The following is a 23,979-nucleotide window of genomic DNA, read 5'->3' on the forward strand; positions in this document are numbered from 1 at the left end:
AACAAGACACTTTAACCACTAAGGACGTCTATCCGACAGCAAATTGAGAAAAGGCTATTCTGTCAGGCTAAAAATGAAGCAAAGCAGATTCGGATAACAAGAAAATCTAACTTGAGGAAAAAAATTCAGGGATAGAATAATTTATGGGTACACAGCAGGGTACATGAACAAAACCCAATTAGATATTATAACCTTATTTATCAATAACTTAAAAGCGAAATTCAGATGACGCCGCCCCACCAAATAAAACAAGGACTTAGCAGAAATGCTAAGTCCTTTTTTCTTTTGAGTGGCGGCAAAATGGCGACAGCGAGATATTTCTGATTTGGTTTTTTGTCGTTCCCTGCTGCCGCTTTAACACTTAAGCCTGCTAAAATTCATTTCATTTTTTGATCTAGCTAAGGTGTTGATTTTACTTAACTAGATCTTTTTATTATTTTTCACAGCCAATTCAAAAACCTCACGAAATCCACGCAATAACTAATTAAATCAATAGTTAAGTTTTCCCGCGCACGTTTAAACGCGCTGTATAGAACTGTAAAACAGTGAAATAAACCGCGATCATTTCAGATCTTTGATCTTCTAAAAGCCCTAGGAATGGCGCTGGTTGCGCCTATGAACTGCAATAAACCAAAACTGAAAAAAAATTAAGATGCAAACCGCGCAGGAGGGTGAGGAAGAGTGCGGATTTCGTGGCTTAGTTTCTCTATTGCGCAGGTCTATGTACCTTACTGTGCTTGAGCAGTGTTTTGTCTGTGTGGTTTTTTATGGACACGGGTTCAATTCCTCATTATTGGAATTAAACACGCATTGATTTAGATGTGGTCACATAGCCGCACATGGGACTACTCAAGAGAGATATTTCGATTGGAAGGCGGTTTAGGCAGAAAGAGTGTAGCTCAAATCCAAACTGACTGCGGCCCCTAAAAATGGGCTCGGCCAGTTTAGAGCTGAGCGAGTACCTACATTATTGGCCCACATCGACACCATTTTGATAATGGTATTCGGATGAGGCTTCGCCGTTGAAGTAGTAAACCAACTTGCCGTGTAACTGGTTATCGACATACTCTTCGCTTCGCAGTAGGCTGCCGTCTTCATTGAAGCTGTAGCTTTTCCCTTGCAAAAGGCCCTTGTTATCGTACTGCATCGTCCCCAATAAGTGGCCGTTAGCGGACATGGCTCGCCACGGGCCCACTTCGTGCCCCGCTTGGTATTGGCCGTGCCATAACTTCACCTCACTGTAACTGCTCTCGTCTTGTACTAACCATTTACCTTCACGCTGGCCGTTAACATACTGGCCTTGGGCTTGCAGTTGTTTATCGAAGCCTCGCTGTACAAAAGCGCCATGCAACTTATCGTTTTTATAAAACGCTCGATACATTACCGTGCCGTCGGCGGCGATATCGCTCTGTTCGCCGTTGAGCTGCCCTTGCGAATTAAACTGTTCGATACGCGTCGAATCGGGATTTTGGCTCACCCACTTTCCGACCTTTACATCCGATTGATATTGCCCAGTGACAAAACTGCCATTTTCAGCGTTATCTTCACGATATGCGCCGTGCATTTTGCCTTTACGGTAATTTATCCGCCTGATAGAGCTATTCCAGCCTGCGTCAACATATACCCCTTCGTAGCTCCCCTTAACTCGCTCTTCTCGTTCAAGCAGCGAACCCGCCGCATTAAAACGCTGACGCAGACTCCAATCTTTTACGGTATCGCGCTGATATTGATAAGTTAACTTTCCACTCTCATCGAACCGCTGCTCGTTGGTAATATGGCCTTTAGCGAGATATTGGGTGTCTATTTGGGAGGTCACATGGCCCGCACTCGCATAGGTTATATCCTGAATTTCACGGCCATGAGTGTCGTATTTCTGCTGCTGCGTTAATCGCCCTTGCTGATCAAATCGTTGTTGGATACCCACCTGCTTATCATGCTGATAATGTTTAATCTCTCGAGGCACATCAGGAGCATGATAAACCAACACTTCACCATGTAATTTCCCCTTAAGATAAAACTCTTTAGTGAATAACCAGCCTTCTTTTGTCCAATACAGGCGCTCGCCTTCTCTTTTCCCCGCCACCATATTCACGGTTTGCTCTGGCTGACCATTGCTGTGGAAGCTTTCATATAAGCCTTCCATCCCCTTAGCGCCATAGGTTACCCGTGTTTGCAGCTGGCCATTGTCGAAATAACTTTGCGCTAATCCGGACTCCACACCATTCGCATAATATTGATGGTCGCGTAATTGGCCATTGGTGTGATAACGTTTTTGCTCACCATGGAGCCTGCCATTCAGATATTGGTACTCACCCGAGCGTGTTCCATCTTCCCAGTAATACAGATGCGTTCCCTGATAACGCCCTTGTGCATCGCTACGTCCCTTGCGAGAGAGTTGACCATTGGGGTGATAAAATTCGAAATCACCGACAATAGCACTCTCCGCTAAATTGGGGCCGTTGACTGTCCCTTTAAAAACGGGTTTATCTGTCTCTACATAAAAAAGCGCGACTGGCCACGCGCCCTCTTGCTCGGTCGCTAGCTGTTTCTGGTAGTAAATTGCTTCACTAGGCACCTCGCTAGGCTGCCATTGTTCGTCGAGTAAGATGCGATCAGCCAGCACATTACATGACAGAAATAGTGCAGATAATAGTAATAAGGCTCTCATATCAGTTCCTTAAGGCAAGGCAGGGAATGTAGTAACCCACTGTTTATTGACGGGCTCACCACTAACCTTCAGGTATTCAATCGCCTGCACTCGCCCTTGCAGCTCAAACCAACGGTCTTGATGAAGCACTTGCTGTAACGGCCGTTGATAAAAATAGTCGCGATCCCCTGGCATAAAAGGCGCGAGAGGAATGTTCTGCGCATTTAAAAAACGATAACGACGCATCACCTCGCCCACGGTTTGCGCGGTATCGAGTTCTGGCAATTGAGTGGTATCAATCAACCAACCTTGCTTAGGTTGATACGCAAGGGATTGCCATTCGGGTGTACCGCTACAGCTCAAGGCACTGCTGACTTTAATATCGTAAAAATTACGACGGATCCCATCGGCACTGGTGAGTTGATATAGAACAGTCCTATCAAGATGTTCCGCCATACTGTTTTCGGATTTGATCTGCGTCCATTGCAAGCTGTGGCCGTCAACTTGGGGCGCATCCACAACAGTTAACGAACACACGGCGGCTTGCTCGGCGCTTAACTGTAGGCTTATGCCATACTTAGCCACCATTTGGGGTTCGAGTAAGGCGGGAGCCGCAGCTAATGTCTCTTGCGGCGCTTCATTGTAGCGCGCATACATATCATCACGGTAAAGCGTGCGCTGATCCACTGGGGGATAAGCGACGTTCTTCATATAATCCATCATCGGAATAAAACGAACATTTTTAGTCAGCTCGCTACTCTCATCCGGTGTATTCACATAGATGGTTAGCGCCTGTGGCTCGGCCGGAAAACTAAAGAAGGTAGTGGGTTCAAATTGCATCGATGCAGCTAACCCCAACATATTCCGTTCGGCTGCGGTTAACCAAGCAGGCCCTTCTACCGACGGTGATTGGTACTTCATCATGGCACCTTCGGCACCGTCAAATCGACCCGCTAACCAAGATTTATGGGTTGGATCGCGTGATGTCAGCACATACGAAAAAGGCTTATCGGGGATGGGGGCAAATTCCAGCTGTAAATCTTTATACTGCAAAGACACCGTTTTGTTTGGATCGGGTGTTAATGCCAGTTTAACCAGCTTAGCACCCTGATAGTGGGCCTTAGCACGAAACTCAACAACTTGGGATAGCAGCTCTGAGGGTTCATTCCAACCGACGAGTAAATGTTGCTCTACGGATTTATAAAAACCATCCTTTTCAGCGAAATTAAAGCGATAAATTTTACTGAGTTGTAGCGGTAAAACGCTGCCATCGGCACTGTGCGCCGTAATATCGGTTAAACGAAACTCTCCCGATGCTTTTAAACCTGAAAAATCATGCTGATAGGTAAGGCTGAGTTGGTCATCAATAAAGTCAAAGTAACCCGCATCGTAGGCAAAAACCGCCTCTTGGGTTAAGGGTTTATTGGCCTCTTCTAATGATAATTCTGGCTGTTTTTCATACTCGCCCGGTGGGAAATCGTAATCAAAAGCCACTCGCTGCGACAGATCGCCCAGCTCACGCTCCTTAGGCACCATAATCACATTACTGCGCATCGTTCCCTTAAAGCCGTAACGCTCAAAGGGCACCTCAGCCACTAGCCCCATCTGCACAAGCCACCCGCGGTCGCGCTCAAGCATCAGTTGGCCATATATTTTGGCTTGCTCACCTTCGCTTTCCACTTGAGCTAGAACATGGGTGTCAGTGACCTTTAACACGGTAAGCTTTGAATTAGCATGGCCTTGATAGGCCGGAAGCATCACCACAGCCCCCACTTCAGCGGGGATCGAATTAATAAAAACCGATGAGCTAAAGAGCTTTTTAAGTTCCTGCTCAAGCTCAAGGCCGCGCTCTGCCAGCATGGCTTGCCAGGCGGGTTTATTTAATGCGCTAAATTCTTTAACGCTGCCATCGTCTAAATTTAATGAAAATTCAAAGCCCTGAGAGAAAATGGCATGCATTTCGGGATTTCGCTCAGCCCGTTCGCCGCTGCTCACGCCACTCCCTTGGCCATCTTGCATTTTCATATAATCGACGCGCACTTCGAAGCGGCTATTTTTACCCGTCTCGAGCACCTTATAACGCAGTAATTGATGGGATGTGGTGTTCACCGTTTCGGTACGCCCACCCGCTTCGACCGAGACGCGGGCAGTGCTATAGACTTGATACGCACGCTCATCGCCTTTTTGTGGCTTAAACTCCACATCGGCATCACCAAATGAGCAGGCTGATAATAGAAAACATGTAACTACGCTAACCAAATACTTCATGGTTATTCCCTGTAACTGAATATTAAAACGCCGCATTATGCCCGTTAATTTGGCATAAATACATTTTTGAGGCGATTTTTATCGGGGTCTCTATTTGAGCGAAGCATATTATTGATGGAAAGTGAGCACGATTTCGAATTCAATTTGCTCAGTGCTGCGGTAGGAATTCGACAGTAAAAATAGCTATACCAAGCATCCCAAAATAGGATTGCATCAACTTACGGATAATATTCGATTACGATGCTAGCAACTAAAACGATTGAACAAGGTAATAGAAAGGTTGCAAAAAAGAGAATGGCATATATTTTCTGAAATAATTTAAATACCAACCACAAGATCAATCTGCAGCCAATAATGGTAAAAACCATATAAAATCAAAATCATGTAAATCAATCTAAAATATTCATCTTGTAAGTATGCTTTTAGATTCCTTCCTTATCCAAGCATATTTACTAAGCAGTATCGATAAGCCTCTGGCTCTACATAATGAAATGCTGTTTATCGGTACCAATAATAGGCCATGGACGATATCGTATATGATTGCTGGCAGTAAAATAGCCACATTGATAACCAGAAATCTTATTCAGTCAAAAGTATTAACTTAATTAATATTAACCATGACTGTATGATTGAGCGAAAAACTCAATATTAATATTATTCCGCTTGATAGAACCCAGCCCTGATAGCCGCTAATAAAAAAGCACAACCCAATTAAGTTGTGCCTTTTAGATTAAATACTGAAGCGATATTGAGCCAATATCAGCTCTGCTTTTCGACCTTATTGATGCTGCCTTTGTAGCCTGTGGCATCGACGGCGGTAATCAACTTATCGAAGTTAAAATCATCGGCGACTGTGACCACAGCCTGCTCGGTTTTCAGGTTCGCCTTGGCTTTGAGCACCCCATCGGTTTTGCGCAGCGCCTGATTAACGACGGTAACGCACAGTGGGCAGGTCATGCCTTTAACATCGAGTGTCACCTGCACGTTATCCGCCCAAGTGAATGGCGTAAACCCCAGTGATGTGATGAGCAGAAGTCGTGCAATACGTGATAATGGCTTCATTCGAACACCTCAAGTAGCCAAGGTAAAACAAAGGGATACAGTTGGAACGCCAGCACAATAGGTACAGTTAACCAATAGGCTAATAACATTTGTCCTCGGCTAAATGTACCGGTACAAAGCGGCTTTTTAGCAAAGTACAAGCGCCAAAAACCCAGCAAAATTAGCCCAGTTGATAAGAGCAACATGGGCACTTGTAACCAAGCTAAGCTTGATAATCCCGACAGCCCCGCCGCAGACACGCCAAACACTAAATAGATTAAGGGCGCGATACAGCAAAGGCTAGAGGCAACCGCCGCAACAACGGCAGCGGTCATGGTCGCAAACAGCGGTTTAGCGCTGCTCGCTTGACTTGTAGTCATAGGCAAAGACTTTTGGCTCATAGTAATTGACAGGGTCGCCGTCCACTTCGGCATAGGGATAACCAAAATTGTTCAGTGGAGTCTGCTCCGCCACGGGGAATAAGTCAAAGTCGCGGCCATAATTAAAGCCAACCCAATTCATTTCCCAGTTACCAAACAGGTAATCATTCACCGCTTGCACCGCTGGGTCGCTATGCTCCTTCTTCTCGGTGAGGCGCATCTTAGTCACATCCGCAGGATCAGCGGGTAACCAGCCATAGCCAGCAAGGTAGAACATGGCACGGCAATGTTGACCACCCGTCACATCGGCAAAGCCCTTATCGTCGGCGCTGCCAAAGGCTTTTTTGGAATAATGGCCCATCTTGATGGCTTGACCTAAGCGAATACCAAACATTTCACGGGCAGGCACACCCACTGCGCGCATCAGTGCCACAAATACTGAGTTAATATCGGTACACTTGCCGCCGAGTTTGCCACTTTCAAGAATCGTGGCCACATCGCCGCTGCCACAACCTATGACATCGTTATCACGATACATGTTGGCGCTCACCCAGTTATAAATAAGCTGCGCTTGCTTAAGCGGCTCGGTTTCTTTACCCACAATCTTATCCGCCGTTTGCTTCACAATGCCATCAACCGGCATATGCTTGGTTGGCTTAAGGTAGATGGCGACGTCGGCAGGATACTCAGGCTTAGCTGGTGCACGGTAATGAGCTAACTCGCCACTTTTAACGGGTTCCCAATCCTGGGTTTCAATCACCAACTCTAGCGTTAGAGTCATCTTGCCCTTGGCATCGGGCCAAGTGGCAAACAGGGTTTTAGCGCCATAGTGGTTATTGGCAGTGATATAGGCATCTTGATAAGTGCCGCTAAAGTTAAGTTTTTCAACCTGTTGAAAGGAAGTGTTTTCGGGGAGCGGTACCCATAACTTCACCACGCCTGCAGAGCCTTCAGGCGCGACGAGCTGATAGGTATTGGTTAAGGTAAAACGGCGGCGACCACAGGTTTTATCGGCCATCGCATGGGCTTGGGTTGACGCCGCCAATACTGGCATCACGGTCCCCGCCGCCGACAGAATCGCTGCACTCTTCAAAAAATCACGTCTTTGCATTAGGCATTCCTTAGGTTGATAAGCATTAGAAAAAAAGATACCACTAAAGTAGTTGCCAAGGATTATAGGAACTTATCGATCAGGCACAATCACCAAATTTCATCCAGCGCGAACAGCATGACAAAAACCACTACCAGCGCACAGAGTACTCCATTGCCAAGGGGACGACTAAGACAATTTGTCCCAGCATAAGACAAAAAACAGGTACAACATGTATGCCATACCTGTTTTGCGTCAACGAGGATGAGGGACTAACTAAAGGCAAGCAGAGGAGAGATGCATAACAGTAAGCCAGTGATGATAATGATATACAGCGACACCCCTTTATATTTGTGCAGCGCAGGCACTCGATAGACCAAATAGGCAGGGATCAAGCATCCCACTAAACCAAAGATTGGACTGCAGATAGAGGTAAAACTCAGCACAGGGGCATTTAATACAATCGCGCCCCACGACAGCAAAATGGTAAAGATCATGATGCCGTAACCCACTAACGACTTATTGATCCGCTCCTCTGGCATCACCCGGCGCAGCATATTCATGGTCAATCCCTGACACGCCTCTCTAAACCCTAAATACACACCAAAATACGCCGTCATCACCGCAAAGATATTTAAGGTCAGACTAAGCAGTTTTAAGGTTTGTCCTGGCATGCCCTGGGCCACCATGGCTAAAGCAGAGATATTTTCATGGGAAGCGCGCACCGCCTGCTCATGCCCCATGGCGAGGGTAAAAGACACAGCGTAGAAAAACACCACCACAAACAACACCCCAAAGGCAATGTTCATCGCACGCATCGCCTTAAAGCGGGCAACGGCAAGGGATTTTTCCCGCGAGCGGTAAGAGATCACCATAGGGCTTAAACTTTGGATAAATAGAATAGATGTGAGCGTAAAAGGCAACATCACAATCGCATCCTTTAGCCAATCGCCCGTGCTGGGTACGCTACCGATATTATTGATATCCCACTTATCGACCATCATCAGCCCGAGTACCGCCACTACCCCAAGCTTAGTCAGCACCATAAAGGTGGAGATCTTAAATAACAGGTTTTCACCACGGGAGGCCAATGCGACTAAGCCACAGATCAATGCTAAGCCATAGAAGGGATTTTCAGACAACAATGATGTGGTCGCGCCAAAGCTTTGTAAAAAGGAGGCACTATCATTGGTGATAGCCGTGGAATACACAAACACCCAAATCACCAACATAATGAAATATAAGCCGCCGAGTAAGATGCCCCAGTTTTTGCCCAGATATCCCGAAATCACACTCGGATAATCCTTACACTCGGGTGACTCGGCCAAGGTATTAATAAACAAGCGTTGAAACAAATACATGGCAGGATAACCAATCACGCTTGAAAGCAAGAATACCCACAAGCCCATCAACCCCACCTGCACTGGCAAAAATACGATCCCGGCGCCAATCGCCATGCCAATACTCATAATGATCCAGCCCCAATCCGTACTGTCGAAGCGGGTATCCTCTTTCCATTGTGCTGCCGTTATGGTTGCATCCATATCTCATCCTAACCGAGTTGATGTTATTTTTTGCAAATATATTTGAACAAAACAAACTCAGCAAACAAAAAATTCAACTTTTGTTGAACAAAGTGTCGCCGCTCACAATTCAGTCTAAAACCCGTCAAAATACGCAAAAACTCGTCTATACGGCATGGTTCATTAAAAAATAATTGCAACTAAACAAAAATATGCAAATAATATTGCACATAGAAATTCGATAGCATTCAATTTTATTTGCAAGATTGGAGAGATAATGAAAAGCATCATTCATGCGGAACGTGCCCCAGCCGCTATTGGCCCTTATTCCCACGGTACTAGCTATGGCAACCTGATTTTTACCTCTGGACAACTTCCAGTTTGCAAAGAAAATGGTGGCGTTGTCGATGGCGGGATCAGCGAACAATCAGTGCAATGCCTTGAGAATCTGAAATACGTTATCGAAGCCGGCGGCGGTAGCCTAGAAACCGTGCTTAAAACCACTTGTTACTTAAGTGAGATCAGCGACTTTGCCGCCTTTAATGAAGTCTATAAAAGCTATTTCAAAACCGACTGCCCTGCGCGCAGCTGCTTTGCGGTAAAAGATCTTCCACTGGGTGTCAAAGTCGAAGTCGAAGCTATCGCCCACATTCACGCATAAATATTGGTAAGGTTGTAGCCCGATGAAACCTCAATGGCAGCAATACATTCAGATTATTAACCAAGTGGTTAAACCCGCCCTAGGCTGTACCGAGCCGATTGCCGCCGCCTATGCGGCGGCCGTGGCCCGTACATTATTGCCCGTAGAGCCAGAGTCAATTGCAGTACAAGTTTCAGATAATCTGTATAAAAACTCGATGGGCGTCTATGTCCCCGGCACAGGCAAAATCGGCCTTGCTATCGCTGCGGCTGCGGGCGCGCTTGCGGGCGATGCCGAAGCGGGACTCGAAGTCCTTGCCAACGTTACTCCGGAGCAAGTCACCAAGGCGCAAACCCTAATCGATGCGGGAAAAGTGAAGGTAGAGCGAACCGAGACTGACGAATTTATTTATTGCTGCGTGAGCTTAACCGCTGGTGAGCAAGAGGCCATGGTGAAAATCTGTGGCGGCCATACCTTAATTGCCGAGAAGCGTTTAAACGGTGAACTGGTGTTTACCGCAGATAACGCCCAAGCCAAGGCCACAGGCTCAATCTGCGATGGTATAGATATCAATATTGAGTCGATTTACCGCTTCGCCCAGGAAGTACCCTTCGAAGAAATCCAATTTATCCTTAAAGCCTCTGAATTAAATAGTAAATTATCCGATGAAGGCATGTCCAAACCCTATGGTTTGGAAGTTGGCCGTACCATGAAAAACGGCATTGCCGCTGGGATCATCGGTGAGGACTTACTCAATAAGATTGTGATGCTCACCGCGGCGGCTTCGGATGCGCGTATGGGCGGCGCTAATCTGCCCGCCATGAGCAATTTAGGCAGTGGTAACCAAGGGATTGCGGCGACGATTCCTGTGGTGATCACCGCCCAATGTTATAAGGTCAGCGAAGAGAAACTGGCTCGCGCGCTGATCATGAGCCACCTCGGGGCGATTTATATCAAATCCCACTACCCGCCGTTATCGGCATTCTGTGGCAATACGGTCACCAGTGCCGCAGCCTCTATGGCCATGGTGTATTTAGCGGGCGGCAGCTTCGAGCAATCCTGCTATGCGATTCAAAACGTCATCAGTGACAGCTCGGGCATGGTCTGTGACGGTGCCAAAGCCTCCTGCGCTATGAAGGTCAGTACCTCTTCGAGTGCGGCGGTACGTTCATTCTTAATGGCGCTAAGTAGCCAAAACGTGTCAGGCCAAGGCATCATAGCCAAAGATGTAGAGAAAACCATTAAGAACATAGGCAAAATGGTACTTAACGGCATGTCATCTACGGATGTCACCATCATTAATATCATGTCAGAATAAGACGATTATTCCTGATAAGCAGCTGAAAAAGGGTCAAAAGAGTGAAATTGCAAGACTTAACTCAAAGCGATCTGGATATACTCAAGTCCATCGAAAATATCGTCGATGGGATTGCTGCCATGTATGGCCAACACACTGAAGTGGTGCTGCACAGTTTGGATGCTAAGCACCCTTCGGTGATCAAAATTGCCAATGGCCATGTTACTGGCCGCGAGGTCGGTGCGCCCATTACCAACCTTGCCTTGCTCAAGCTTAAAACGGGTCAGGATATTTCCAACTCTTACCTGACTAAGTGCGCCAACGGTAAAACTTTACGCTCGATCACCACAGTGATCCGCAATCCCAAAAACCTGCCGATTGGGTTGCTGTGCATTAATAGCGATATGGATGCACCGCTGCAATCTGTGCTGCGCACTATGATGCCGGAGCAACTCCTTGGCAGCGAACTGACCAGTTCGCCCGAGGTGTTTGCGCGCAATATTGATGAGGCGCTGCACAGCACTATCGATAGTGTCAACCACGAGGTACGTGCGAATCCCGCGATTTCCCCTTCACAAAAGAGTCGCGAAATTGTCAATCAACTCCATGAGTTAGGGATTTTCGAACTCAAGGATAGCGCCCAAGTGGCCGCCGCTCGTTTGGGGATATCAGTGCATTCGATCTATCGCTATCTGCGTGAAATCAAAGCCAATCAAACCGAAAGCGAGAAAAGCCTCGCTTAAAAACAAAGGGCTAAGATGTTCATCTTAGCCCTTTGTTTTTTATTAGCTTGCTAGCTTCAAATGGGATTGCTCATTGGCTTAGAGCACATTGCTCGTTCTACCTGTTACATCCCAAGCCTGTACCGTGCCATCGTCCATTAGGGCAATCACATCCAGTAAATTACTGCGAATATCCCGCATGTGACTCAAATCAACGGCTTGCTTATCTAGCGTCACCGCGGGATCTTCCCGCATCCATACTGCAATCGAGCCATCTTGGCGTTTAACCGTAAAGCCTAACCCCGTAGGGAATATATCCGTTGCTTGACTAATGTCAGTTTTGGGGCCAAAGCGGCCATCAACCACAGTGCCATCTTGCTTTAAAAAGGCAAATTCACGTTCATAGGTCACCACTTTACTTACCTGAGTGACCTCTTGATAACGCGGCTGGTTTTCTGCCAATTCCCATCCTTCCCAAGCGATAGCCGTATTATCCCTACGTAGCGCGACAAATCCTTCATCAAAGGGATAAACCTTATGCACGCTTTGTAACTTATCCTTAAGGACTGACGTATCAGCACCATTGAATTTACTACCCCAAACGATAAGTTGACGACCTATGGTTAAGGCGGCAAACGCGTCATTATTGGCAAAAATATCAATCACTTTATTGGCGCGACTTGGACGAGATAAGCGGGCAGGAAATGGCACATCATACTCAGTTAACTCCCCTTCCCCCCACGCATAAACACTACCGTCAGCCAGTAACGCCGCAAAGCCATTTTTGGAAGCAACAACTTTCACGGCAGGCGCAAGCTGGCTAAGCTTTGCCACTTGCTCACGGCCTTTTTGATCCTCTCTTACCTTACCCCATGACACCAATCTGCCCGTCGCTGTCATCGCGGTAAAAGCATCATCATTAGCATAGAGTAGTTTCACATTGTTAAGCGCTGAGGCGACTTCGCGACTATCGCCACCATAATTAGCCTGCCCCCATGTCACTACTGTTCCATCCCGTTTTAAGGCGGCAAAAGCCCGATAGTTAACAGATACAGACACGACGTTAGTCATCGCAGGCGCGGCGTGCTTACCAGAGCTTAGCTCGGCAGTTGATGCATCTTCAAAAGACCAACTGACGACACTTCCATCTTGCTTAATGGCGGCATAGAGCCCCTTAGCCACCACAAAATCGCGCACATCATGCAGTACAGGTCTCACTCCTCGAGTCCAAGGCATAGTTTCATCGCCCATTCCCCAAGGGATCAGTTTGTGGTCATGGGTTAACGCGGCAAAGCCGCAGGTATCCTCTGCCGCATACAGCTGTTTTACATTAAGTAGAGGCTCGGCGGCGTTATTGCTATCGCCACCACACTCGCCATCACCCCATGTGACTACAGTACCGTCTCGTTTGAGCGCCGCAAATGCATTGAGATTGCTGTAGATTTGACTCACATCGGCTAATTCTGCAGGCATAGGGATTTTGGACGAAGTCTCAGCAATCTCAGGGGTGTTTGGCTCATGAATCAAGACATTATTCGCGAAAGCGGGTGTTCTGTGAGCCTGAATAGTGTCAGAAATTTGCTGCTTTAACTCTGGGGATATTTCAGAATCTTGCTTATCTATGATTAAGTTAACCACATGACCTAAGGCAAAAATGGCTAGCGCCACGCCAACCCAGGGGACCTGTTTTTTTTCCACAACTATATCCTTATCGTAACTGCAAACTCTCACTGAGTTTAAACGGATGCACAACATCGACTGCGTGCACTCTGAGGCGCGATTGTAACTTAACGGACCAGCAAAATAACATTGCCCAAAAGTCGAGTACATTCCATCGGCCTTAAAACATAAAAGCAGCGAATATCGCTGCTTTTATTTATATCATCCACAGGATTGTCTTAATCCCGTTTGCCGACCTTCTCTAAACCCCAAACTAAGGCGATGGCCGCCAACATACACACAACAGCTAACATCAGCTGTGAAGGTTGGCCCGTCACTTGTTCAAAATTCAGCGGCGAAATATTTTGCTCCAATAACGGCACTTGTTCACCGTGGGAGTTAGTACGCCAGGTTAAGGTTTGTTTCCAAGGCCAAATTTTACCTAAGGTGCCGAGCATCAAGCCCGTGAGAAATACTACGGTCGCATCATGGTATTTACGCAGCAAGGCCGAGAGTAAATGGCTAAAGCTTAAAATTCCCAGTAAAGCGCCAACGGCAAAACAGGCCAAGATATCGATTTGGATATTTTTTGCCGCCGCGAGTACCACTGGATATAAGCCGAGCAGTAATAAGATAAAACTGCCCGAAATCCCCGGTAATACCATGGCACAAATGGCAATCGCACCGCCGAAGAAAATATTTAAATAGCTGGCCTCGACCGATACAGGGTTCAGTACAGTGATCACCCAAGCAGCCAGAACCCCTAAGGCAAATAATCCCAAACGCGCCAGCGTAAAACCACTCACCTGTTTAAGCATGTGCACCACAGAGATGATGATGAGGCCAAAGAAGAATGACCAAATCGGAATGGGATGTGCCGCCAGCAACCAAGAAATCAGTTTAGCGAAGGTAAAAATACTGGTCAGGATGCCCGCTAATAGGCTCAGTAAAAATCCACCATTAATATGTTCAAACGCGCCTTTAATCCCCTGCGACTTAATCACGCCCCAAAGCGAAGGATTGATACGTTTAACGCTTTCGAGCAAGGTATCGAGAATACCGGTGATAAAGGCGATAGTGCCACCCGAAACCCCAGGCACCACATCGGCGGCCCCCATGGCCATTCCCTTAAAATAGGTCAGCAAATATTTCACTGTGAGTCCTTGTAGTTAAATCATTATGACGTGTCATTGATGACAAATTTGTCGTGATTATACGGTGTTAGCGTAAAAACCGCGAAATGAAGTTTACTTAATTCGGCCGACTGGCATTTAATGTTATCCCAATGTTACACTCATCCGACCAGAAAGAAACAGGCACGCCGCTAAGCATTAAAAATATCAGCGGCCCAAGACTAACACCTTAAGTTTGCACTCCGATGAAGGATAACCATGAGCCCTAACGCACAAACCCCAAACGCTAAGCCCAATAAGGTTCTCGCGCTCTACCATAAAACCCAAGGCTTACCCTTTGGCCAAAAAATCTTTTCCATCATGGTATCACGCATGGCGCCTTATTTTGGCACCATCAAACCACTGATCACTGAATTACGCCTTAACCGCTGCGCTTGCCTGATTAAAAAACGTCATGCCGTTCATAACCATATAAAAACCGTGCATGTTATCGCCATCTGTAACGGCTTAGAAATGGCGATGGGCGTGATGGCCGAAGCATCGATTCCAGCCCATCTGCGTTGGATCCCTAAGGGCATGAGCCTCGATTACACCGCCAAGGCGGGCAGTGATCTTTTATGTGTTGCCGAAGTCACGCCAGAGCAGTGGACGCCCGGCGATATGTTGGTGCCTGTAACCGCCTACGACACCCAAGGTGTTGTGGTCGTGAAGGGACATATCAAGTTATGGATTTCAGAAAAGCCACAGAAGTAAACCAAGCTTAATCATCAATCGAAATCACCACTTAGGTTGTCTTGCTCAACGCTTGCAGGCTGCTATGCTAAGCCAAACAACCTAAGATAGGGGATCGAAATGGATGAATTTTTACAGGCCGCCATTGATGAGGCAAAACAAGGATTAGCTGAAGGCGGGATCCCCATTGGCTCAGTATTAGTGATCGACGGAAAAATTGTCGCCCGCGGCCATAACAAACGCGTGCAACAAGGCAGCGCCGTGCTGCACGCCGAAATGGATTGCCTCGAAAATGCCGGCAGACTAACCGCCGCCGATTATCAAAAGGCCACACTTTATTCGACTCTCTCCCCCTGCGATATGTGTAGTGGGGCAATATTACTCTACGGCATCCCTAAGGTGGTGGTCGGTGAAAATGTCACCTTTCAAGGGCCTGAAGCCTATGTGCAGTCCCGCGGAGTTGAGGTGACAGTGGTAGACAATCACGAGTGCAAACAGTTAATGCGCGATTTTATCGCCGCCAAGCCACAGCTGTGGAACGAAGATATTGGCGAATAGCCAATATCTTTCAAAGCGGTTCACGCACCCAACGCTTTATGTCGTTGAGTGTTCTTTGGTTTGAGTGCCTGTTAAGCTAGCGCCTTGTATTATCAACTCAATCTCACCGAGCTGACTCGGTTAATTATCCCCAATAGCAAAAGGATGCCTGCTATCAAACCTATCACTCAAGCTGCCAAGGATCCTTGGGGAAATCCCGTCGATGCGACTCACACGCCCCATCAGCCTATCCCAACTGAACGTAATGCCAACCTCGATGCCATACGTGGGCTAGCGGTATTGGGGATATTTTTTATGAATATCTATTTTATGGGGATAAGCTTTTATGGCTATGCGCCCCATCAAATCCAATTACTCTCAGACCAAGTGCTCGAAGCCTTCAGCAATTTCTTTATTGAAGGGCGCTTTATCAGCTTGTTTTCCATCTTATTTGGCGTTGGGCTTTATATTCAGTACCAACGATTTAGCGATAAAGGCTTTGCGGCCTATTCGCTGCTGCGCTCACGCTTGAAATGGTTGATTGTCTTTGGCCTGATCCACGGCATCATTATATGGCCCGGTGATATTTTACTGACCTATGGGATCAGCGGCTTTTTAGCGCTCTGCTATCGAGATGCCAGCATCGCCGAGTTAAAACGTAAGGCCAATATTTTTATTTTCAGCTCGTTAGTGGTTATCTGCTTAATCAGCATCATGGGCAGTGACGAACTCTTTACCCGCGAATCGCCCTTATTCGCCGAGCAATACAGCGTTTGGACAGCAAGTTACCCTAACCAACTGCTGCTGCATGTCATGCAGGTCGGCTACATGGCGCTGGTCATTCCCTTCACGCTAATGTGGTTCACGGGTGGCTTGATGCTGCTCGGTATGGCGCTCTATCGCCAAGGTAGCTTCGAGCAGGGGTTTGAGCGAAACACCTTAATCAAGCTGGTTTTAGCCAGCTTAGTGCTCTCCGCCCTAGATACCCTGCTGGGATTAACTCAAAACCCGACATTGGTGATGTTTTCGGACATCATAGTCATGCTAAGTGCAATCCCGACTGCACTGATTTACATCCATATATTGGTTAAAATCTGCCAAAATCGCTCGACAGTGCTAAGGCCTTTGCAAAATGTCGGCAAACTCGCCTTTAGCCTGTATATATTGCAATCCATTGTCGGGGTGTTTATCTTTCGCCACTTTGCCCCCGAGTTACTATTAACGCTCGACAGGGGCGGTTATATGGCGATGGCGCTGGGTTACTCGCTGCTACAATTGCTACTGGCAAGCTTGTATTTACGCTACTTTCACCAAGGGCCACTCGAAAAACTCTGGCGCCAGCTCGCCTTTAAGTCCATCAACGCTAGTAGCCATTTGAACTCGAACAATGAACAACAAAAGAGCCAATAAAACGCCGTCCGCTCCAGTACATGAACGAAAAGCGACTCAAAGAAGAGTGACTCAATCTAGAACCACAAAATCAAGAGCCGCGCGATCACGTCAGAGTTCGATGCCTTTATTATTAGCACTGGTTTTTCTGGCGATGTTAATCGGCGCCGCTTGGTGGCATATGCTGCCCCTCGCGATTGTGGGTTTATATCTGCTGCTGAGTTTATCCACCTTTATCGCCTACGCCTTCGACAAATCGGCGGCGCGTAAAGGCCGCTGGCGCACCAAGGAAAGCACCCTGCATCTAATGTCTCTCCTCGGTGGTTGGCCCGGCGCACTGTTTGCCCAGCAGCTACTACGGCATAAATCGGTCAAAGCCGCCTTTCGCCAACTGTTTTGGCTCACGGTCGTGACCAACTTAGCCCTGCTGGGTTATGGGATCCAAACGGGCTTCATGGATAGATTGATTTAACCGTCACGCTAATTCGTTTCTATTTCAATCAATTGCTCGATAGCTTTTAACGCTTGCATGGCAGCACCTGTGTCGCCGCGCAGCTGCGCCGACACTATGGCGCCTTCCTTCAATAGGCATAGGGTATCGACAAGATAAGCCGCTTTTGCCTCGGACAAGCCCAAGGCCGCCACTTGCTGACCCATTAAATCTGCCACCCGCTGTTTATGCTCGGCGCACAAACGATGCACGGGATGGCTGGCATCGGTAAATTCGGCACTCGCATTGATAAAAAAACAGCCCCGAAACTCACACAGCTGCGGCACTCTTTGATTAAACCAGTCATCGAGCGCCATAAATAACGCGCGGATCCCCGCCTTACCCGTCTCGGCCGCCTGCACTCGCTCGCTTAACCATTGATAAAACACGTGGTCGCGGTACAGCACCACTGCTTCGACCAACTCATCCTTACTGGCAAAATGATGGTACAAGGTTTTTTTGGCAATCGCCGACTCCTGCAAAATCTGGTTAATGCCTACCCCATGTACGCTCTGAAAATAAAACAGTTTAAATGCCGTGCTGATGAGCTGTTGACGTTTATCTAAGGGCATATCTGACAACACTTCGGGTTGCGGCATATCGCCTTCCTCTGCAATTAGGATTTAAACGTATCTTCTCACAGGTAGACAACTCAGTCTACTCATGCAATGATACTAGGTAGACAGACTGGTCTACCCATTAAAGATTCAACACAATTAAGTGCAACGCGGCCACTGGGATAGAGTCAACGGGCAACTCAACACTGCCCTCCCAAAGCCGCAGCCATTGATATTCACCATATAAACCATAGCCCTTGCGCGATAGCCAAGTTGGGTTCAAAGGACAGATAATGAAAGTGATAAGCCAACAGCAATTAAAACCGGCACTGCTCGCAGGCATAGGTGCAATGTTATGTATCAGTGCCTTAGCAAGCTTAGAGCAAATGAGTTCGCACCTGTTGTGGCTGATGGCACCCTTTGGCGCCACTATGGTGATTTTATTTGCCCTTCCCGATAGCCCATTGGCGCAGCCAAGAAACATTGTCTGCGGCCACCTACTCACTAGTCTGATGGGACTTATCATCCTCCACAGTGTGGGCGTCACGCCGCTGAGCTTAGGATTGGCCGTAGGGGCGGGAATCGCATTGATGATGCTGACCCACACAGTGCATCCTCCTGCAGGAGCAAACCCGCTAGTTATTATGCTGACCGCGCAAGAGTGGGACTTTTTATATTCGCCGGTCGCCAGTGGTCTAGTGCTGATCCTATCCTTTGGCTGGCTGTATCATAATCTGCTGTGTCGACGCCCCTATCCGCAGAAATGGTTTTAAGCTGCGTCAAAACACTAAAACCTTAACGTGTTAACACATTCAGGCGTGAAGTGGCTAAAAAAGAGAATAAAGAAGAGGATAAAAATAAAGGGCAAGTTGATTGCCCTTTATCAAAACTGCTCACTTTAAACTTAAAACCAGCTGAGGGCGATACTGATAATCCCCCCGGTGATCAGCAACTGCATTAAACAGAACCCCATGATATCCCTCGCCTTTAATCCGGCGATTGCCAGCACTGGCAGCGCCCAGAAAGGCTGAATAAGATTGGTCCACGCATCACCCCAAGCCACTGCCATAGCAACACGTGCTACATCGGCGCCCAAGGCTTCGGCGGCGGGTAACATAATTGGCGCCTGCACCGCCCATTGTCCGCCCCCCGAAGGCACGAAAATATTCACAATCCCTGCACTGATAAAGCTCCAAAATGGTAGACTTTCGGCACTGGCGATGGCCACAAAACCTTCGGAAATACTCTGGGCTAACCCCGATTGCACCATCACCGCCATAATCCCAGCGTAAAAAGGAAACTGGATGACGATACCCGCGCCGCCTTTAATGGCCTCGTTGAGACTCAGTAATAAACTGCGTGGCGTTTGATGTAGCACTATGGCGAGGAATAAAAATAAGAAGTTGACTAGGTTAAGGTTTAAGCTGCCGCCCTGCACCGCAAAGTAATAGCCTAAGTAAACGAGTCCCGCGCCGCCGACACTCCAACCGAGCAAGCGACTGTTTTCTAATTTATCCGCAGGGCGAGTCGTATTGGCCGTTAACTGTACCGCTTTATCGTCTGCGCCCCCATCCTCCAGCGCCTTAGGATCAACATAAATGCAGTCTTTATCTTCTGGCAACATAAAGCGGTTCACCAGTGGCATCACCACAAACAAAATCAGTACTAACAGCAGGTTAAAGCTAGCGAAGATGGTCTCGCTGGTGGGGATAATACCGATTTGTGATTCTGAGAAATGCCCAGCAGTGGCAATAGTTAACGGAATCGAGCCCGCTAAGCCGCCATGCCAAACCACAAATCCCGAGTAAGCACTGGCGACCAATAAACGGTAATCCACACGCACTTTACGCGCTAAGGCCTTAGCGAATAAGGCGCCGACCACTAAGCCAAATCCCCAGTTAATCCAACTGGCGGCGAGGGAAACCAAGGTCACTAAGATAATGGCCTGAGGCGCCGACTTGGCAAATCCTGCGATGCCATCGAGTAATTTCTTAATCGGTGGCGAGCTGGCGAGCATAAATCCCGCCACCAGCACTAATAGCATCTGCATCGAAAAACTCAGCAGCGCCCAAAAGCCATCGCCCCAGTAATTGATGACTTCGAGTGGGGTTTTCTGCTCGGCTACCACGGCCGAAATCAGCACCACTAAGGTTAAGAGCAAGACAAAGATATAAGGATCGGGTAAATATCGGTCGACGAGCTTGACCAGAGGTTTTGCCGCTTTGGTTAACATAAGACTGTCCTTGTTTATTCTTCTTATCTGTTTTTATTGAGTTTTTGTAGAGTCTAATGTCACAGGTTAAGCGATCTCTAAAACGGGATAAAGCCTTTAACCATTTTAAAAAAGTGAGAAAATGTAACGCGAATCATCCAACACCGCGCCCAACCGAGGCGCTAGCCACTTCGGCTAAAAAACTGATAACATGACCAAAATTGACTGAGGTGCTCCTTAAAATGAAAATGTTACTTGCCGTTGTTGTGATTGCTGGGGTGATTTTTTACTTCTTTACCTCGATGAATAACCAAAAAGCGGCCCAAGAAAATATCCGTTTAGGTAATGAGTTTTTAGCGCAAAACAAAACCCAAGAAGGAGTGAAAACCACCGCCTCTGGATTGCAATATCAAGTGTTAAAGCAAGGCACTGGCACTGTTCATCCTAAGGCGAGTGATACAGTGACTGTGCATTACCACGGCACCTTAATTGATGGCACAGTGTTCGATAGCTCGGTAGAGCGCGGCGAACCCATTGCCTTCCCATTAAATCGTGTTATTCCAGGTTGGACTGAAGGCGTGCAACTGATGGTCGAGGGCGACAAGTATCGCTTCTTTATTCCTAGCGAACTGGCCTATGGCAACCGCAGTACTGGTAAAATTGGCGGCGGTTCAGTACTGATTTTTGATGTTGAGCTGCTGAAGGTAAATTAATTTCAATATTAAAAACAAAGCCATGCACTGCATGGCTTTGTTCTATTTAGGCGCTCTATCTATCCTTTACGGGCACGTTGCTGCACCAATATCAGTCCAAACGGACGCGACACCGGGAACATCTCCCTTAGTCCAGTATTTGGCCTGCCACTGACGACCGTTGTAGTTAGTAGTTGCACCACCGCTGTAGGCAACACCCGCATCCCAACCCAGCTCGACCTGACTCAACAATTGCCATTGGTCAGCCGTTCTTGAAGGTGTGTCACCTTGAGTCCAGTATTTCGCCTTCCAAACCAGCTGGTTATAACTCACTGTATCACCCGTGTTGTAAATGCTTGTCGTATTCCACGCCGGATAATTGGCCGCATTAGGGTCAGTGGCATCACATTGACCACCCGTTGCCTTAGGCGTCACGGTTAAAGTCAATGCGGCACTAGCATCTAAGGAGCCATCGGAGACTAATACACTCAAACTGTATTGGGTAGATTGAGTAACAGCTGGCGCCGTCACCACCAGTGTGGCACTGTTTTGTCCACTCGCCGCCACGCCGCTTGGCACTGTCCATGCGTAGGTAAGACTGTCGCCATCGGCGTCGGTCGCCGTCGCGTTGATACTGACTGATTGCCCCGCTTCAACCGTCACACTCGCTGGCACAGTCACTACAGGCGCTTGGTTTACGGTCTCGGCCTTATGGGTGAGAGTCACTGTATCGGTTGAGGATAAGCCTTCAGGATCGGTAACTCGAAGGCTAAACACATACACCACATCCGACGCCGTCGCGCTCAGCTGCACCACAGCATTGGCCATATCCGCATTAGTGATACTCAAGCTTGGGCCCGAGACTTGACTCCATTGATAACTTAAAGCTGCGTTTTCAGGATCCCGCGACGCGCTGCCGTTTAGCGTCACATCCAACGTGCCCGTTACGGTGACATCCGTCCCCGCATTGGCAATCGGCGCTTTATTCGCTGGTGGCGTTGTGCCCTCTCCATGACCTAGACCTTCGTGCATGGCATTGAGAATGTCACCATTATCGGCATCAATTTCCCAGGCGAACAGACCACCGAGCTGATTGGCCAGCACGTATTGGCCCTTGGCTTTAACAGAACGAGCATCGTCGAAGGTAATTAAATCACCCGTTGATGCATTAAAGACAGATGGTGCTTCGGCAGTTTCATCATAGGCATAGCTCCAGCCTGCGCCCATATAATCCTTGGCGATCTGGCGATAATCCACCACGCCCGCTTCCCAAGTGCCCTTCACTTTGCCCGTTGCAGTGCCCGTGAAAGGATTGTTACCGCTATAGCCATTCACCCCAGTCCAGCCGCGGCCGTACATAGCAGCACCGACCACAATCTTACCCGGAGTCACCCCTTGAGAGAGCAGGGCTTTTACGCCTTTGTCCGTGGTGTAACGGGTATTAGGATCCCAGCTCGCCTCATAGAGATTGGTTTGATGCCCAAGCTCTGTATTGGTCCAGCCGCCATTAAAGTCGTAACTCATCAGGAAGATGTAATCCATATATTGCTGCGCCGCCTGATAATCGACCTTAGCAATCTTATCGCCGCCCGCACTGATGGCCGACGTTAGCTCATAGGTGCGTCCGGTTTCGGCGCTGAGTTCATCGAGCATCGCCCGCAATTCACGCATCAGAGTGACATAGGTTTCTCCGTCATTGGCATTACCTAAGCTTGGGTTAGCACCACTGCCGCCGGGAAATTCCCAGTCGATATCAACACCATCAAAGAATTTCCAAGTTTGTAAAAACTCCTTCACCGAGGCCACAAAGGTGTCACGCTTGGTTTTATCCCCTAAAAAGTAGAAGGGATCCGAGAGCGTCCAGCCGCCAACGGAGGGGAGGATCTTCAGATCGGGATAGGCTTGTTTTAACGCCATCAATTGGCCGAAGTTGCCTTTGTAAGGGTCGGAATAATCACTCACACCCGCCTGCGGCTTTTGAATCGCAGCCCAAGGGTCATGAATTGCAACTTTAAAATCGGCACGGCCAGCACAGGCACGTTGCAATGCCTCAAAGCTGCCTTCGATTTCTTTTAGGCTGTCGTTGATGCCATTGCCGCCACATATAGGAGTAAAGCCATATAAAATGTGGGTTAAGTTTTGTGCTGGCACCATATCGACGGGGAACTTACGGCCATAAACTCCCCACTCCACAAAATAACCCCCGACTACTTTGCCGGATTTATTCGCATAGGGACGATTGTTTTCTTTCAAAGGCGCATTCAGTGGCGCTAAGTGACTACCATCAGTATCTGCCACGAGGATTTGTTTAGCATCACTCGCCGTACAACCGTCACTGTTACACAATTGCACTTGCATTTGATAACGGCCGCCCTTGTTCACCTTAAAATTAGCGACCCCATTGGCGCTGGCGGGTCCTTCCCAAACCAGATTGCCATCGAGCAACACTTGGGCTTTGTTGCCAATATCGCCATTATTCAGGTTCCAATTTACCGACACGTCGGCAGCATCCTTAACCGTCACTAACTGGTTATAGGCTGAGGCGGCTTGATTCACCTCGATAATAGCAAACTTGGTTTCTCCCCAACCTAAGGTAGGTTTTCCTGGGAGCGCGGCAAATGCTTGAAAACTGGCGACGGATGCCAGCACCGAAGCCACCAGCATCGCAGTGGTGGAGATTTGAGTCTTAAACATGAAAATTCCCTATTGAGTAAGTTATGCATCAATAAGGCAAACAAAGCATAGACAGGATACAACACTCTTAAAACCATGTGCGTACAACGGCAACATGAAGAACAACCTGCGGTATCCCCGCTATCATAGGTACAAACGACCCTTAGACCGGAGGCTTTGCGTCCCAATCTTTCAATTGGTTTGCCTTTCACAATAATGACAACGTTGTCATTACGTTATTTAGCATATGTCGCAACCCAACCAAATTGCAACCAAATATTAACAGCTAGGCTGTTA

At 47.8% G+C, this 23,979-nt stretch carries 20 protein-coding genes and 1 riboswitch; of the genes, 9 read left to right on the plus strand and 11 right to left on the minus strand.

The genetic code is table 11. The annotated features are described in order from the left end of the window. Positions 1-967 precede the first annotated feature (967 nt). From SHEWMR4_RS14625 to SHEWMR4_RS14650, 6 genes are all read right to left on the minus strand, one after another. The gene (locus SHEWMR4_RS14625; protein WP_011623537.1) at positions 968-2,668 is read right to left on the minus strand and encodes a toxin-antitoxin system YwqK family antitoxin; all 1,701 of its coding nucleotides are present in this window, start codon (positions 2,666-2,668) and stop codon (positions 968-970) included. A 9-nt stretch (positions 2,669-2,677) separates the two neighbouring features. Further along, positions 2,678-4,915: a hypothetical protein gene (locus SHEWMR4_RS14630; RefSeq protein ID WP_011623538.1), complete on the minus strand. Its 2,238-nt coding sequence runs from the start codon at positions 4,913-4,915 to the stop codon at positions 2,678-2,680. 759 nt (positions 4,916-5,674) lie between these two features. After that, positions 5,675-5,977: a heavy-metal-associated domain-containing protein gene (locus SHEWMR4_RS14635; RefSeq protein WP_011623539.1), complete on the minus strand. Its 303-nt coding sequence runs from the start codon at positions 5,975-5,977 to the stop codon at positions 5,675-5,677. After that, the gene (locus SHEWMR4_RS14640; protein WP_011623540.1) at positions 5,974-6,291 is read right to left on the minus strand and encodes a membrane protein; all 318 of its coding nucleotides are present in this window, start codon (positions 6,289-6,291) and stop codon (positions 5,974-5,976) included. Before SHEWMR4_RS14640 ends, SHEWMR4_RS14635 begins: the two co-directional genes overlap by 4 nt. 16 nt (positions 6,292-6,307) lie before the next feature. Continuing rightward, positions 6,308-7,447 (minus strand): transglutaminase-like domain-containing protein, encoded by a 1,140-nt coding sequence (locus SHEWMR4_RS14645; protein ID WP_011623541.1) that lies wholly within the window; start codon positions 7,445-7,447, stop codon positions 6,308-6,310. Positions 7,448-7,698: 251 nt separating this feature from the next. After that, positions 7,699-8,970: an amino acid permease gene (locus SHEWMR4_RS14650; protein ID WP_011623542.1), complete on the minus strand. Its 1,272-nt coding sequence runs from the start codon at positions 8,968-8,970 to the stop codon at positions 7,699-7,701. Between the two features lie 256 nt (positions 8,971-9,226). On the opposite strand from SHEWMR4_RS14650, the gene SHEWMR4_RS14655 reads away from it, so the two are divergent. The 3 genes from SHEWMR4_RS14655 to SHEWMR4_RS14665 are packed head-to-tail and all read left to right on the plus strand — an operon-like array spanning position 9,227 to position 11,629. After that, positions 9,227-9,610 (plus strand): RidA family protein, encoded by a 384-nt coding sequence (locus SHEWMR4_RS14655; protein ID WP_011623543.1) that lies wholly within the window; start codon positions 9,227-9,229, stop codon positions 9,608-9,610. 22 nt (positions 9,611-9,632) lie between these two features. Further along, positions 9,633-10,907 carry a serine dehydratase subunit alpha family protein gene (locus SHEWMR4_RS14660; protein ID WP_011623544.1) on the plus strand — a complete coding sequence of 425 codons (1,275 nt, stop codon included), beginning with the start codon at positions 9,633-9,635 and terminating at the stop codon, positions 10,905-10,907. A gap of 41 nt (positions 10,908-10,948) precedes the next feature. After that, complete coding sequence (locus SHEWMR4_RS14665) at positions 10,949-11,629, plus strand: transcriptional regulator (RefSeq protein WP_011623545.1); 681 nt, start codon at positions 10,949-10,951, stop codon at positions 11,627-11,629. A 78-nt stretch (positions 11,630-11,707) separates the two neighbouring features. Here SHEWMR4_RS14665 and SHEWMR4_RS14670 read toward each other — a convergent pair whose 3' ends face one another. After that, positions 11,708-13,306, minus strand: a complete 1,599-nt coding sequence (locus tag SHEWMR4_RS14670; RefSeq protein ID WP_041408829.1) for an RCC1 domain-containing protein — start codon at positions 13,304-13,306, stop codon at positions 11,708-11,710. Between the two features lie 200 nt (positions 13,307-13,506). Continuing rightward, a complete protein-coding gene (locus SHEWMR4_RS14675; RefSeq protein WP_011623547.1) occupies positions 13,507-14,421 on the minus strand; it encodes a DUF368 domain-containing protein in 915 nt (304 codons plus the stop codon). 237 nt (positions 14,422-14,658) lie between these two features. Between SHEWMR4_RS14675 and SHEWMR4_RS14680 the strand changes: the two genes are divergently transcribed. The 4 genes from SHEWMR4_RS14680 to SHEWMR4_RS14695 all read left to right on the plus strand — a co-directional run bounded on the left by SHEWMR4_RS14680 (position 14,659) and on the right by SHEWMR4_RS14695 (position 17,530). Then, complete coding sequence (locus SHEWMR4_RS14680; RefSeq protein WP_011623548.1) at positions 14,659-15,153, plus strand: hotdog fold domain-containing protein; 495 nt, start codon at positions 14,659-14,661, stop codon at positions 15,151-15,153. Positions 15,154-15,252: 99 nt separating this feature from the next. Beyond that, on the plus strand, positions 15,253-15,690 hold the full coding sequence (locus tag SHEWMR4_RS14685) for a nucleoside deaminase (RefSeq protein WP_011623549.1): 438 nt from the start codon (positions 15,253-15,255) through the stop codon (positions 15,688-15,690). A gap of 144 nt (positions 15,691-15,834) precedes the next feature. Continuing rightward, positions 15,835-17,079 carry a DUF418 domain-containing protein gene (locus SHEWMR4_RS14690; RefSeq protein ID WP_011623550.1) on the plus strand — a complete coding sequence of 415 codons (1,245 nt, stop codon included), beginning with the start codon at positions 15,835-15,837 and terminating at the stop codon, positions 17,077-17,079. A gap of 100 nt (positions 17,080-17,179) precedes the next feature. After that, a complete protein-coding gene (locus SHEWMR4_RS14695; RefSeq protein WP_041408830.1) occupies positions 17,180-17,530 on the plus strand; it encodes a DUF1294 domain-containing protein in 351 nt (116 codons plus the stop codon). An 8-nt stretch (positions 17,531-17,538) separates the two neighbouring features. Here the strand turns inward: SHEWMR4_RS14695 and SHEWMR4_RS14700 are convergent, their stop codons facing one another. Next, positions 17,539-18,147 (minus strand): TetR/AcrR family transcriptional regulator, encoded by a 609-nt coding sequence (locus SHEWMR4_RS14700; protein ID WP_011623552.1) that lies wholly within the window; start codon positions 18,145-18,147, stop codon positions 17,539-17,541. 251 nt (positions 18,148-18,398) lie between these two features. Here SHEWMR4_RS14700 and SHEWMR4_RS14705 point away from each other — a divergent pair, with 251 nt between their 5' ends. Next, the gene (locus SHEWMR4_RS14705) at positions 18,399-18,878 is read left to right on the plus strand and encodes an HPP family protein (protein WP_011623553.1); all 480 of its coding nucleotides are present in this window, start codon (positions 18,399-18,401) and stop codon (positions 18,876-18,878) included. Between the two features lie 131 nt (positions 18,879-19,009). Here SHEWMR4_RS14705 and SHEWMR4_RS14710 read toward each other — a convergent pair whose 3' ends face one another. Continuing rightward, the gene (locus SHEWMR4_RS14710) at positions 19,010-20,338 is read right to left on the minus strand and encodes a short-chain fatty acid transporter (protein ID WP_011623554.1); all 1,329 of its coding nucleotides are present in this window, start codon (positions 20,336-20,338) and stop codon (positions 19,010-19,012) included. A 221-nt stretch (positions 20,339-20,559) separates the two neighbouring features. On the opposite strand from SHEWMR4_RS14710, the gene SHEWMR4_RS14715 reads away from it, so the two are divergent. After that, entirely contained in the window at positions 20,560-21,030 is a 471-nt protein-coding gene (locus SHEWMR4_RS14715; RefSeq protein ID WP_011623555.1) for an FKBP-type peptidyl-prolyl cis-trans isomerase, read from the plus strand. Between the two features lie 66 nt (positions 21,031-21,096). Here SHEWMR4_RS14715 and SHEWMR4_RS14720 read toward each other — a convergent pair whose 3' ends face one another. Further along, a complete protein-coding gene (locus tag SHEWMR4_RS14720; protein WP_011623556.1) occupies positions 21,097-23,703 on the minus strand; it encodes a glycosyl hydrolase family 18 protein in 2,607 nt (868 codons plus the stop codon). Positions 23,704-23,810: 107 nt separating this feature from the next. Continuing rightward, a riboswitch (cyclic di-GMP riboswitch) is annotated at positions 23,811-23,898 on the minus strand. Positions 23,899-23,979 lie beyond the last annotated feature (81 nt).

This window comes from Shewanella sp. MR-4 (assembly GCF_000014685.1).
Classification (GTDB): Bacteria; Pseudomonadota; Gammaproteobacteria; order Enterobacterales; family Shewanellaceae; genus Shewanella.

Coding starts and splice junctions, on each gene's coding strand:
- SHEWMR4_RS14625 (WP_011623537.1), bottom strand. CDS start 2,668: ATGAGAGCCTTATTACTATTATCTGCACTATTTCTGTCATGTAATGTG.
- SHEWMR4_RS14630 (WP_011623538.1), bottom strand. CDS start 4,915: ATGAAGTATTTGGTTAGCGTAGTTACATGTTTTCTATTATCAGCCTGC.
- SHEWMR4_RS14635 (WP_011623539.1), bottom strand. CDS start 5,977: ATGAAGCCATTATCACGTATTGCACGACTTCTGCTCATCACATCACTG.
- SHEWMR4_RS14640 (WP_011623540.1), bottom strand. CDS start 6,291: ATGACCGCTGCCGTTGTTGCGGCGGTTGCCTCTAGCCTTTGCTGTATC.
- SHEWMR4_RS14645 (WP_011623541.1), bottom strand. CDS start 7,447: ATGCAAAGACGTGATTTTTTGAAGAGTGCAGCGATTCTGTCGGCGGCG.
- SHEWMR4_RS14650 (WP_011623542.1), bottom strand. CDS start 8,970: ATGGATGCAACCATAACGGCAGCACAATGGAAAGAGGATACCCGCTTC.
- SHEWMR4_RS14655 (WP_011623543.1), top strand. CDS start 9,227: ATGAAAAGCATCATTCATGCGGAACGTGCCCCAGCCGCTATTGGCCCT.
- SHEWMR4_RS14660 (WP_011623544.1), top strand. CDS start 9,633: ATGAAACCTCAATGGCAGCAATACATTCAGATTATTAACCAAGTGGTT.
- SHEWMR4_RS14680 (WP_011623548.1), top strand. CDS start 14,659: ATGAGCCCTAACGCACAAACCCCAAACGCTAAGCCCAATAAGGTTCTC.
- SHEWMR4_RS14685 (WP_011623549.1), top strand. CDS start 15,253: ATGGATGAATTTTTACAGGCCGCCATTGATGAGGCAAAACAAGGATTA.
- SHEWMR4_RS14690 (WP_011623550.1), top strand. CDS start 15,835: ATGCCTGCTATCAAACCTATCACTCAAGCTGCCAAGGATCCTTGGGGA.
- SHEWMR4_RS14695 (WP_041408830.1), top strand. CDS start 17,180: ATGCCTTTATTATTAGCACTGGTTTTTCTGGCGATGTTAATCGGCGCC.
- SHEWMR4_RS14700 (WP_011623552.1), bottom strand. CDS start 18,147: ATGCCGCAACCCGAAGTGTTGTCAGATATGCCCTTAGATAAACGTCAA.
- SHEWMR4_RS14705 (WP_011623553.1), top strand. CDS start 18,399: ATGAAAGTGATAAGCCAACAGCAATTAAAACCGGCACTGCTCGCAGGC.
- SHEWMR4_RS14710 (WP_011623554.1), bottom strand. CDS start 20,338: ATGTTAACCAAAGCGGCAAAACCTCTGGTCAAGCTCGTCGACCGATAT.
- SHEWMR4_RS14715 (WP_011623555.1), top strand. CDS start 20,560: ATGAAAATGTTACTTGCCGTTGTTGTGATTGCTGGGGTGATTTTTTAC.
- SHEWMR4_RS14720 (WP_011623556.1), bottom strand. CDS start 23,703: ATGTTTAAGACTCAAATCTCCACCACTGCGATGCTGGTGGCTTCGGTG.